Here is an 11,111-nt window from a genome sequence, read left to right on the forward strand (position 1 = left end):
ATGTCATCTGTCGGTGCGCCCGTGGTCACGGGCGCGCCTGGAAAAAGTCTATCGCTCGGCCCACAGCACCAGGACATCGGTACTGAACGAGCCATCGGCCTCAATCTCAAAATATTCTCGCACTTCCGCGCCCATTGCCTGCTGCAAATCGCGAATGGCCACCCGCAGCGGTTGCGGGGTGCGCATGCGCTCGACCCAGGAGCCAAACTCCAGGCGCAGGCGCTGACGCTGGGTACTGCGCACGCTCAGCCCGGCCTCGTTGACCTGACGCAGCCACTCGCCTGCCGAATAATCGCGGACATGACTGGTATCGCGCAAAACCTCGACGCTTTGCAGGTAAGTGTCGAACAACGGGCTGCCGGGGGACATGACGTCGATGAAGGCCGCCACGCCACCGGGCTTGAGGACCCGGCGCACTTCCCGCAAGGCCTGCCCCAGGTCACTCCAGTGGTGCGCCGAGTAACGGCTGAAGACGTAGTCGAACTCTCCATCGGCGAACGGCAGGCGCTCGGCCGCGCCACACACTGTGGTGATATTGTTCAGGCCGCGCTCGGTAGCGGCCGCCGCGACCACGTCGAGCATCTGCTGCGAGAGGTCGTAGGCGGCCACTTTCTTGACCAGCGGGGCGACATGAAAGCTTACGTGACCGGCACCGCACCCCAGGTCCAGGACCCGGGCGTCGGTCTTCCCGGCCAGTTCGGCCTGGAGCAGGGCGAATTCGGTGCCCTGGGCGTGCACGGTGCTGCTCAGATAAGCGCTGGCCTGTTCGCCGAATTGCTTTTGAACGACTGCGGTATGAGCCTTGCCGGTCATGGGGATTTCCTTTTTGCCGAGAGTTCTGTGTCGCTGAATTGGCCGTCTTCGCGGCGATGCGGCGCCCCGACAAGCTCCGCTCCCACAGGACCGAGTCGAGCCACATTTTTGTGTACGCTCAAAAACCTGTGGGAGCGGAGCTTGCCCGCGAAGAGGCCCTCCCTGCCTACCTCAAATCAAACGTCGCGAAACAACCATGGCTGGCTGGCCCGGTGCTTGGCTTCGAACGCGGCAATCGCCTCGCCGTCCTGCAGGGTCAGACCGATATCGTCCAGGCCGTTGAGCAGGCAATGCTTGCGGAACGCATCGACTTCGAAGTGGTAGACCTTGCCGTCCGGACGGGTCACGGTCTGTGCTTGCAGATCGACCGTCAACTGATAACCCGGGGTGGCCTCGACCTGCTGGAACAGCTCGTCGACTTCGCTGTCGTCGAGAATGATCGGCAACAGGCCGTTCTTGAAGCTGTTGTTGAAGAAGATATCGGCAAAGCTCGGCGCAATGATGCTGCGGAAGCCGTACTCCTCCAGAGCCCATGGCGCATGTTCACGACTGGAACCACAACCGAAGTTTTCCCGGGCCAGCAACACACTGGCACCCTGGTAACGCTCGGCGTTCAACACGAAGTCCTTGTTCAACGGTCGCTTGGAGTTGTCCTGGTAGGCATAACCCACGTCCAGGTAGCGCCATTCGTCGAACAGGTTGGGACCGAAACCGGTGCGCTTGATCGACTTCAAGAACTGCTTGGGAATGATCTGGTCGGTGTCGACATTGGCACGATCCAGAGGCGCGACAAGACCGGTGTGCTGGGTAAAGGCTTTCATGCTGCGCTCCTCAGATCAATTCACGAACGTCGACAAAACGACCGCTCACGGCGGCGGCGGCGGCCATGGCCGGGCTCACCAGGTGGGTACGACCACCGGCACCCTGGCGTCCTTCGAAGTTACGGTTGGACGTCGAGGCGCAATGCTCGCCGCTTTCCAGGCGGTCCGGGTTCATCGCCAGACACATCGAGCAACCCGGCTCGCGCCATTCGAAACCGGCTTCGAGGAAGATCTTGTCCAGGCCTTCGGCTTCGGCCTGGGCTTTCACCAGGCCCGAACCCGGCACGACAATCGCCTGCTTGATGGTCGAGGCGACCTTGCGGCCCTTGGCGATCACCGCCGCGGCACGCAGGTCTTCGATCCGCGAGTTGGTGCAGGAACCGATAAAGACCCGGTCCAACTGGATGTCGGTGATCGCCTGGTTGGCGGTCAGCCCCATGTACTTCAAGGCACGCTCGATCGAGCCGCGCTTGACCAGGTCGGTCTCGCGGGCCGGGTCCGGCACGTTCTGATCAACCGCCAGGACCATTTCCGGCGAGGTGCCCCAACTGACCTGCGGCTTGATCTGCGCGGCATCCAGCTCGACCACGCGGTCGAACTGCGCATCGGCATCGGACACCAGGTCTTTCCAGGCCTCGACGGCCAGGTCCCACTCCGCGCCTTTCGGTGCAAAAGGACGGCCCTTGACGTAGGCCACGGTTTTTTCATCGGCAGCCACCAGGCCCACGCGGGCACCGGCTTCGATGGACATATTGCAGATGGTCATGCGGCCTTCGACCGACAGGGCACGAATCGCGCTACCGGCGAACTCGATGGCATGGCCGTTGCCGCCGGCGGTGCCGATCTTGCCGATCACGGCCAGGACGATGTCCTTGGCGGTCACGCCAAACGGCAAGGTGCCCTCGACCCGCACCAGCATATTCTTCATCTTCTTGGCCACCAGACACTGGGTGGCGAACACGTGCTCGACCTCGGAGGTGCCGATACCGTGGGCCAAGGCACCGAAGGCACCGTGGGTCGAAGTATGGGAGTCACCACAGACCACGGTCATGCCCGGCAAGGTCGCCCCCTGCTCCGGGCCGATCACGTGCACGATACCTTGACGCACGTCATTCATCTTGAATTCGGTGATGCCATATTCATCGCAGTAATCGTCGAGGGTCTGCACCTGCAAACGCGACACCTGGTCAACAATCGCTTCGATCCCACCCTTGCGCTCCGGGGTGGTCGGTACGTTGTGGTCCGGGGTGGCGATGATCGAGTCAACACGCCAAGGCTTGCGCCCGGCCAGGCGCAGGCCTTCGAAAGCCTGGGGCGAAGTCACTTCATGGATGATGTGACGGTCGATATAGATCAGCGACGACCCATCATCGCGCCGTTTCACTTCATGAGATTCCCAGAGCTTGTCGTAAAGCGTTTTGCCGGCCATCAGACGTTTCCTCATCAGCTTGTTTCTATGCCCCGGATTATTGATGACTGTTCTCAATAACCCCTTGGCTTGTGAGGTCGATGCTATGGCGTTAGAGTGAATAACTCAAATTCATATTTTTTATGCTTTGGATAACCATCTGGAATACAGCGCATGGATCTGGCTAACCTCAATGCTTTTATTGCCATCGCCGAGACCGGCAGTTTTTCCGCCGCCGGGGAACGCCTGCACCTGACGCAGCCGGCGATCAGCAAACGTATCGCTGGACTCGAGCAGCAACTCAATGTCCGCCTGTTCGACCGCCTGGGCCGCGAAATCGGCCTGACCGAGGCCGGCCGGGCCCTGCTGCCACGCGCCTACCAGATTCTCAACGTGCTGGACGACACCCGCCGGGCGCTGACCAATCTCACCGGCGAAGTCAGCGGCCGGCTGACTCTGGCCACCAGCCATCACATCGGCCTGCACCGCCTGCCACCGCTATTGCGTGCCTTTACCCGGCGTTATCCGCAGGTGGCGCTGGATATCCAGTTCCTCGACTCGGAAGTCGCCTATGAGGAAATCCTCCACGGTCGCGCCGAGCTGGCGGTGATCACCCTGGCGCCGGAGCCCCACGGTCTGGTACGCGCCGTGCCGGTGTGGGACGACCCGCTGGATTTCGTCGTCGCCCTCGAGCATCCGTTGGTCAGCCACGGCCCGGTCAGCCTCAAGGACATCGCCCATCACCCGGCGGTCTTTCCGGGTGGCAACACCTTTACCCACCATATCGTCCAGCGCCTGTTCGAAGCCCAGGGGCTGACGCCGAACATCGCCATGAGTACCAATTATCTGGAAACCATCAAGATGATGGTCTCCATCGGCCTGGCCTGGAGCGTTCTGCCGCGAACCATGCTCGATGAGCAGGTGGCACGCATTCCTTTACCGGGCATACAACTGACTCGCCAGCTAGGCTATATCCTGCATACCGAACGGACACTGTCGAATGCCGCGCGAGCTTTCATGGCTTTACTGGATGCACAGAGCGATAGAGCGGTATTGACGACATAAGTCAAGCCTGCTTTATTCCAAACAGCTTTTTGCGGCACAACGTTCCTTTCATCCCAAGGACAGCTGTAAATGCCCAAGCACGCCAGCCGTATTCCACCCCTGCCACGCATTCACGCACTTGATCCCCATGCGTCGGAACAGAGCTGGGAAAGTGCCACGCAACTGCTTGCCGCCCTCAATGGCGCGCGCCTGGGGGCCTGGTGCTGGGATATCGAAAGCGGGCAGGTCAGTTGGTCCCGGGGGACCCAGGCGCTGTTCGGCTTCGATCCATACCAGCCACTGCCCAAGGACATCGACTACTTTGACCTGCTACCGGTCGAGGACCGTGCGCGCACCCTGCGAGCCTTTCATGCGGTACTGGAAGGTGAGCCCGTCGAACAGGCCATGCATCACCGCATCCGCTGGCCCGACGGCAGCCTGCACTGGCTGGAAATCAATGGCAGTCTGTTGCCGGACAAAAATGGCAAGCCACGGATGATCGGCGTCATTCGCGAAATCACCCACCAGCGCCAGCGCGAGCATGCCCTCAGCAGCTCGGAAAAACGCTTTGCCACGCTGTTTCACCTGTCTCCCAACATGGTCCTGCTGACCCGCGAGGAAGACGGTTTGATCAGCGAGGCCAATCAGTGCTTCGAAAGTCTGTTCGGTTGGCCGGCCCTCCAGGTAATAGGGCGCACCACCCTGGAACTGGGTCTATGGGTCGACCCGCAGGAGCGCAGGCGATTGATCGACGCCCTGGGACCCAAGGGCGAATCGGTCAGCCAGGAGGTGCAACTACGGGCCAGCAACGAGCAAATTCGTGTCGGCATCCTCAGCGCCCAGCGGGTCGAACTGGAAGGCCAGGCCTATCTGCTGAGCACCTTTCTCGACACCACCGAACGCAAGCATGCCGAGCTGGCCCTCAAGGACAGCCAGGAACGCCTCGACCTGGCCCTGGACTCGGCGCAACTGGGCACCTGGGACTGGCATATCCCCAGCGGCATGCTCTATGGCTCGGCGCGGGCCGCGCAGTTGCACGGCCTCGAGCCGCAACCCTTCCATGAGTCGTTCGAGGCCTTTTTCGACGGTGTGCCCACCAGCGAGCGCGAAAGCATGCGTCACGCCTACCGCAGCCTGCGCGAAGGCCCCGAAGGCAACTATCAACTGACCTATCGGGTGCAGCTGGAAAACGGCATCTCGCGCTACCTGGAAAGCCGTGCCCGCCTCTACCGCGACGAACAGGGCAATCCGCTGCGCATGGCCGGCACCCTGCTGGATATCACCGAGCAGGTGGAGCGCGAACAACGCCTGGTGGCCTCGGAAGAGAAATTCGCCAGCCTGTTCCAGGCCAGTCCCGACCCGATCTGCGTCACCCGCTACGACACCGGGCAATTCATCGAGATCAACCCGGCCTTTACCCAGGTGTTTGGCTGGAGCATCGACGAGGTGCGTAATCGCAGTGCCGAGCAGATCGGCCTGTGGGACGACACGGCCAAGCGCTTGCAGCGTATTCAGCAGGTGATCCGCGACCAGGCCCTGAACAATGTGGCGGTGATCGTGCATCACAAGCGCGGCCATGCCCTGACCTGCGTGATTACCAGCCGGCAGATCGTGGTCGAGGAGCAGCCCTGCATCGTCACCACCTTGCGTGACATCACCCAGCAACAACGGGCCGAGGCCGCGCTCAAGGCCAGCGAGGAAAAATTCGCCAAGGCGTTCCACTCCAGCCCCGACGCCATCACCATCACCGAGCGCGACAGCGGGCGCTACCTGGAGGTCAACGACGGCTTCTGCCGGCTGACCGGCTACACCAGCAGCGAAGTCATCGGCCGCACGGTGTATGAAATCGGCGTCTGGGCCGATCACAAACAGCGCAGCGCACTGCTGGCGGAGCTGAAGGAAAAGGGCCATGTCCCACACCGCGACATGCTCGGGCGCAACAAACGCGGCGATGTGCTCACCGTCGAGGTATCGGTCGAACCGATCATCCTCAATGAAACCGCGTGCCTGCTGCTCACCGCCCGGGATATCAGCCAATTGAAGAACGCCCAGGCGCAGATCCGCCACCTGGCCTATCACGACCCGCTGACCAACCTGCCCAACCGCGCCCTGCTGATGGACCGCCTGAGCCAGCAGATCGCCCTGCTCAAGCGCCACAACCTGCGCGGCGCCCTGCTGTTCCTCGATCTCGATCACTTCAAGCACATCAACGACTCCCTCGGCCACCCGGTGGGCGACACCGTGCTCAAGGTGGTGACCGCCCGCCTGGAAGCCAGTGTGCGCACCGAGGACACCGTGGCGCGCCTGGGTGGCGACGAGTTCGTGGTGCTGCTCAGCGGCCTGGACGGTTCACGCAGCGAGGTCACGCACAAAGTCCGCGAACTGGCGGACACCATTCGCGAACTGCTGGCCGAACCCATGTTCCTCGACGGCCAGCGCCTGCAGGTGACCCCGAGCATCGGCGTGGCACTGATTCCCGACCACGGCACCACCCCCGCCGACCTGCTCAAGCGCGCCGATATCGCGCTGTACCGGGCCAAGGATTCCGGGCGCAACATCACCCAGCTGTTCCACAGCACCATGCAGAAAGCCGCCAGCGAACGCCTGCGCATGGAAAACGACTTGCGCCAGGCGCTTTCCCGCGGCGAATTCAGCCTGCACTTCCAGCCCCAGGTGGACGCCCGCGACAACAGCATCATCGGTGCCGAAGCCTTGGTGCGCTGGCACCACCCGGAACTCGGCGCGCAATCGCCGACCGAGTTCATCAAGGTCCTGGAAGACAGCGGGCTGATCCTCGAGGTCGGCACCTGGATCCTCGACCATGCCTGCGAGGCCTTCGGCATCCTGCTCGGCGACGGTTTGATCAGCCATGCCTTCAGCTTGTGCGTGAATATCAGTCCGCGGCAATTCCGCCAGATCGATTTCGTCGAACGGGTGGAACGCACGCTGATTCGCTACAACGTCCCGTCCTCGATGCTGAAACTGGAAATCACCGAAGGCATCGTGATCCAGAACCTGGAGGACACCATCAGCAAGATGCGCCGCCTGAACAAACTCGGCGTCAGTTTCGCCATGGACGATTTCGGCACCGGCTATTCGTCGCTGACCTACCTCAAGCGCCTGCCGGTGGACGCCTTGAAGATCGACCAGTCGTTCGTGCGCGATGCGACCCACGACCCCAACGACGCGGAAATCATCCGCGCCATTGTCGCCATGGCCCGCAGCCTGGGGCTGACGGTGATTGCCGAGGGGGTGGAGTTGCCGGAGCAGCTGGTATTCCTGGAGGGCTTGGGCTGCCATCTGTACCAGGGCTATCTGCACAGTCGGCCGTTGCCTTTGGAAGAGTTCAAAAAGCTCTTGGAATCACCCACGACTGAACACACCACCGACCTGTAGGAGCCGGCTTGCTGGCGATCAGCCGACAGGCTGGGGTTGCGCGGCTCCTACAGGCTCGGTGTCAGTCAGGCGGCTGAGTAAACGCCCGAGGCCGCGCCACAACGAAAAGCCCCGCCTCGAAGGCGGGGTTTTCAGTTGATGCAGCGTCAGATCAGTGCTGCAGCGCCGGCTTTTGCCCGGCATTAATGGCAATGCGCTTTGGCTTGGCCTCTTCCGGTACGACCCGCAGCAGGTCGATATTCAACAGGCCGTTACTCAGGCCCGCGGCCTTGACCTCGATATGGTCGGCCAGGCGGAAGGACAGCTTGAACCCGCGCTGAGCAATGCCCTGGTGCAGATAGCTGACGTTCTCGGCCTTGGGTTCGCGCTTGCCGCCACTGACGGTCAACACGCCTTTCTCGACCTGCAGCTCCAGGTCTTCTTCCTGGAAACCGGCCGCGGCCACGACGATGCGGTACTGGTCGTCGCCATGTTTTTCAACGTTGTAGGGGGGATAGCTGCTGCCCGGTTCATTGCGCAGTGCGGTTTCGAACAGATCGTTGAAACGATCGAAACCGACGGAAGAACGGAACAGCGGCGCCAGCGAAAATGCGGTAGTCATGTCAATCTCCTGAGATTCAGCGAGTGATTTAGTCCGCGACCCGAATTCGGCATCGCGTACTCCCTAGATAGGAACTCGCCCACGCATTTCAAGAGATTGCCGTGAAATTTTTAGGCCGCTTCAGACAACGGTCCATTCAGCAGGCGCCCGACCGCGTCGCAATCGGTCTCGCGGCGCAGGTGAGTGAACAGCTCCACGGCCTGCGGATAATTGCGCGTCAACATCGCCAGCCATTGCTTCAAACGGCCCGGCGCCTGGCGTGGCGTCAGTTGCGCCACCGCCTGCGCCCAGAAATCGCGCAGCAGCGGTTGCAGCTCGGCCCAGGTCATCTCCACCACCTCTTCGCCAGCCCGCGCCGCGGCGATCTGCCGGGCCAGGTCCGGGCGCGACACCAGCCCGCGACCGAGCATGATGTCCTCGGCGCCGCTGATCTCGCGACAGCGCCGCCAGTCGTCCACGGACCAGATATCGCCGTTGGCGAACACCGGCACCTTGACCACTTCCTGCACCCGCGCCACCCACTCCCAATGGGCCGGCGGTTTGTAACCGTCGACCTTGGTCCGGGCGTGTACGACGATTTGCGAGGCACCACCTTCAGCCAAGGCCGTACCACAGACCAGTGCCCCGTCCGGACTGTCGAAACCCAAGCGCATCTTCGCCGTCACCGGGATATGCGCCGGCACCGCGCGACGGACCTGCTCGACAATGGCGTTGAGCAACTCCGGCTCCTTGAGCAGCACCGCCCCGCCCCGGGACTTGTTCACGGTCTTGGCCGGGCAACCGAAATTCAAGTCGATCACCTGCGAACCCAGCTCACAGGCCAGCGCCGCGTTTTCCGCCAGGCACACCGGGTCGGAGCCCAATAGTTGCACCCGCAGCGGTACACCGGCGGCCGTGCGGGCGTCGGTCAGCAGTTCGGGGGCGAACTTGTGGTAGTAGGCCGGCGTCAACAGCGAGTCATTGATCCGGATAAACTCGGTGACGCACCAGTCGATACCGCCGACTCGGGTCAGCACATCACGCAGGATGTTGTCGACCAACCCCTCCATGGGTGCCAGGGCAATTTGCATGGGTACTCTCATAGAAAAAAGCGGTCATCGAAAAAAGCGACCATCGAACGAAAAAGTGCGGCAGTTTACGGGGTTCCGGCGCAAACCGGTACGCCCTCAGACCGACTGCAGCGCCGGCCCGTAACCCTCGAGAAACTCCGCCGGCATGCGCTTGGGCTTGCCGCTGGACAGCTCGATACAGACAAAGGTGGTTTGCGCGCGCAACAGGGTCAGGTTGTCGCTGGGACGGACCAGCTGGAAACGCCGGGTCATCTTCAGGCGCTGGTCCCAGTCGACGATCCAGGTCGCCAACTGCAATTCGTCGCCTTCATAGGCGGCGGCCAGATAGTCGATCTCATGGCGGACCACCGCCATGGCCCGGTCCAGGCGTCGATATTCGCTAAGGTCGAGGCCCAGGCGCTGCGAGTGACGCCAGGCGCAACGCTCCAGCCAACTGACATACACCGCGTTGTTGGCATGCCCGAGACCGTCGATATCCTCGTCGGCCACCTGCAAATCGAGGATGAAGGGTGTCGCCAGATCCCAACTCATGTACCGCTCCCGGTCAAATCAAAGACCCGGGCAGTGTAACGGAACAACCCTCAGATGACCGCCGTTTTGGCCGCCCGCAGGAGCCGGTCGGACAATTCGCCGGGACCCAGCGCCCGGGCCACGGCCAGGCCGCCGACCATCAGGGCGATATCGGCCAGGGCTTTGTCGGTGTCCTCGGGGCTCGACGCCAGCTGCACCACCATCAGTTCCACATGCTCGTTCAGAGCTTCGCGAAAGCACTCCGGCAAGTTGCACATTTCCCCGACGATCGACGGGATCGGACAGGCCTGCTGGACCGCATCACGATGCTTGCGCGACAAATAGAAGGCCGCGAACAGGGCCCGCCGCTCCTCACCCGGCAACTGGCTGTCGACCTCGCTCATCTTCGTCCGACGCTGGGCGAGCAATTGCTTGAACGCCTCCAGCATCAGCGCGTCCTTGCTCTCGAAGTGCGCGTAGAAACCGCCCACGGTCAACCCGGCGGCGCCCATCACCTCACTGACACTCGGCTCGACCGGGCCGCGCTGGATCAGCGCGTTACTCGCCGCCTGCAGGATGCGCTCGCGGGTTTGCGCTTTCTTGTCGTTCATTGCCACCTCCAGACATCACACAGAAAATATTATTCGCATAATATTTTTCCGCAAGGCTTTATTTTGACCGCTGGTCCGAGCCCTGGCTATCAAAGCATGGGTATTAAAAATGGATGGCCGGGAAAAGGGTCAAACGCCAGACAAACAAAAGGGTCATTCAATAATTGAATGACCCTTATAAAATCCCGCAGAGCGGGCAATCGTGGCGTCCCCTAGGGGACTCGAACCCCTGTTACCGCCGTGAAAGGGCGGTGTCCTAGGCCACTAGACGAAGGGGACACAAACCCTTCTATACAACTGTAGGAGCCAGCTTGCTGGCGATCCAGACGACGCGGTTCAATAGAACACCGTATCGATATCATCGCCAGCAAGCCGGTTCCTACAACTTCAAGGCCGGTGTGGCCAGACCTTGAAGTGTAAATTGGTGGAGCTAGACGGGATCGAACCGTCGACCTCTTGCATGCCATGCAAGCGCTCTCCCAGCTGAGCTATAGCCCCGGATTTTTCGCCTCGGAGGCGGAACGACATCAACCTGCAACATCGCTTCTGTAAAACTGGCGTCCCCTAGGGGACTCGAACCCCTGTTACCGCCGTGAAAGGGCGGTGTCCTAGGCCACTAGACGAAGGGGACGCAAACCCTTCTATACAACTGTAGGAGCCAGCTTACTGGCGACCCAGGCGACGCGGCTCAACAGAACACCGTATCGATATCATCGCCAGCAAGCCGGCTCCTACAACTTCAAGGCCGGTGTGGCCAGGCCTTGAAGTGTAAATTGGTGGAGCTAGACGGGATCGAACCGTCGACCTCTTGCATGCCATGCAAGCGCTCTCCCAGCT

General features: G+C 61.7%; 9 protein-coding genes and 4 tRNA genes (1 of these 13 cut by a window edge). 2 read left to right on the forward strand and 11 right to left on the reverse strand.

Annotated elements, in window-relative coordinates; genetic code table 11:
- Positions 1-48: 48 nt before the first annotated feature.
- From AC07VG_RS19510 to leuC, 3 genes are all read right to left on the reverse strand, one after another.
- Positions 49-813 (reverse strand): class I SAM-dependent methyltransferase, encoded by a 765-nt coding sequence (locus AC07VG_RS19510; protein ID WP_495004767.1) that lies wholly within the window; start codon positions 811-813, stop codon positions 49-51.
- Between the two features lie 176 nt (positions 814-989).
- On the reverse strand, positions 990-1,634 hold the full coding sequence (gene leuD, locus AC07VG_RS19515; RefSeq protein WP_495004768.1) for a 3-isopropylmalate dehydratase small subunit: 645 nt from the start codon (positions 1,632-1,634) through the stop codon (positions 990-992).
- Positions 1,635-1,644: 10 nt separating this feature from the next.
- Positions 1,645-3,063 carry a 3-isopropylmalate dehydratase large subunit gene (gene leuC, locus AC07VG_RS19520; RefSeq protein ID WP_495004777.1) on the reverse strand — a complete coding sequence of 473 codons (1,419 nt, stop codon included), beginning with the start codon at positions 3,061-3,063 and terminating at the stop codon, positions 1,645-1,647.
- A gap of 153 nt (positions 3,064-3,216) precedes the next feature.
- On the opposite strand from leuC, the gene AC07VG_RS19525 reads away from it, so the two are divergent.
- Together AC07VG_RS19525 and AC07VG_RS19530 are read left to right on the forward strand one after the other, a co-directional pair.
- A complete protein-coding gene (locus AC07VG_RS19525) occupies positions 3,217-4,107 on the forward strand; it encodes a LysR family transcriptional regulator (protein WP_495004769.1) in 891 nt (296 codons plus the stop codon).
- 69 nt (positions 4,108-4,176) lie between these two features.
- On the forward strand, positions 4,177-7,482 hold the full coding sequence (locus AC07VG_RS19530; protein ID WP_495021711.1) for a PAS domain S-box protein: 3,306 nt from the start codon (positions 4,177-4,179) through the stop codon (positions 7,480-7,482).
- A 151-nt stretch (positions 7,483-7,633) separates the two neighbouring features.
- On the opposite strand, the gene AC07VG_RS19535 is transcribed toward AC07VG_RS19530, so the two are convergent.
- The 8 genes from AC07VG_RS19535 to AC07VG_RS19570 all read right to left on the reverse strand — a co-directional run.
- The gene (locus tag AC07VG_RS19535) at positions 7,634-8,083 is read right to left on the reverse strand and encodes an Hsp20 family protein (RefSeq protein WP_495004771.1); all 450 of its coding nucleotides are present in this window, start codon (positions 8,081-8,083) and stop codon (positions 7,634-7,636) included.
- A gap of 110 nt (positions 8,084-8,193) precedes the next feature.
- Positions 8,194-9,153, reverse strand: coding sequence for a tRNA dihydrouridine synthase (locus AC07VG_RS19540; RefSeq protein WP_495004772.1), 960 nt, complete (start codon positions 9,151-9,153; stop codon positions 8,194-8,196).
- 96 nt (positions 9,154-9,249) lie between these two features.
- Positions 9,250-9,684: an acyl-CoA thioesterase gene (locus AC07VG_RS19545; protein ID WP_495004773.1), complete on the reverse strand. Its 435-nt coding sequence runs from the start codon at positions 9,682-9,684 to the stop codon at positions 9,250-9,252.
- Between the two features lie 50 nt (positions 9,685-9,734).
- Positions 9,735-10,274, reverse strand: a complete 540-nt coding sequence (locus AC07VG_RS19550) for a TetR/AcrR family transcriptional regulator (RefSeq protein WP_495004774.1) — start codon at positions 10,272-10,274, stop codon at positions 9,735-9,737.
- Between the two features lie 203 nt (positions 10,275-10,477).
- Positions 10,478-10,553 (reverse strand) — tRNA-Glu (locus tag AC07VG_RS19555).
- A gap of 143 nt (positions 10,554-10,696) precedes the next feature.
- Positions 10,697-10,772: transfer RNA gene (locus tag AC07VG_RS19560), tRNA-Ala, on the reverse strand.
- A gap of 57 nt (positions 10,773-10,829) precedes the next feature.
- Positions 10,830-10,905 (reverse strand) — tRNA-Glu (locus tag AC07VG_RS19565).
- 143 nt (positions 10,906-11,048) lie between these two features.
- Positions 11,049-11,111, reverse strand: a tRNA-Ala gene (locus AC07VG_RS19570) (it continues 113 nt past the right edge of the window).

This window comes from Pseudomonas sp. GW821-FHT03C07, from assembly GCF_059420925.1.

What these genes read in the sequence shown, in the direction of transcription:
- leuC (WP_495004777.1), bottom strand. Translation starts at nt 3,063, where the DNA reads ATGGCCGGCAAAACGCTTTACGACAAGCTCTGGGAATCTCATGAAGTG.
- AC07VG_RS19525 (WP_495004769.1), top strand. Translation starts at nt 3,217, where the DNA reads ATGGATCTGGCTAACCTCAATGCTTTTATTGCCATCGCCGAGACCGGC.
- AC07VG_RS19550 (WP_495004774.1), bottom strand. Translation starts at nt 10,274, where the DNA reads ATGAACGACAAGAAAGCGCAAACCCGCGAGCGCATCCTGCAGGCGGCG.
- AC07VG_RS19540 (WP_495004772.1), bottom strand. Translation starts at nt 9,153, where the DNA reads ATGCAAATTGCCCTGGCACCCATGGAGGGGTTGGTCGACAACATCCTG.
- AC07VG_RS19545 (WP_495004773.1), bottom strand. Translation starts at nt 9,684, where the DNA reads ATGAGTTGGGATCTGGCGACACCCTTCATCCTCGATTTGCAGGTGGCC.
- AC07VG_RS19535 (WP_495004771.1), bottom strand. Translation starts at nt 8,083, where the DNA reads ATGACTACCGCATTTTCGCTGGCGCCGCTGTTCCGTTCTTCCGTCGGT.
- AC07VG_RS19530 (WP_495021711.1), top strand. Translation starts at nt 4,177, where the DNA reads ATGCCCAAGCACGCCAGCCGTATTCCACCCCTGCCACGCATTCACGCA.
- leuD (WP_495004768.1), bottom strand. Translation starts at nt 1,634, where the DNA reads ATGAAAGCCTTTACCCAGCACACCGGTCTTGTCGCGCCTCTGGATCGT.
- AC07VG_RS19510 (WP_495004767.1), bottom strand. Translation starts at nt 813, where the DNA reads ATGACCGGCAAGGCTCATACCGCAGTCGTTCAAAAGCAATTCGGCGAA.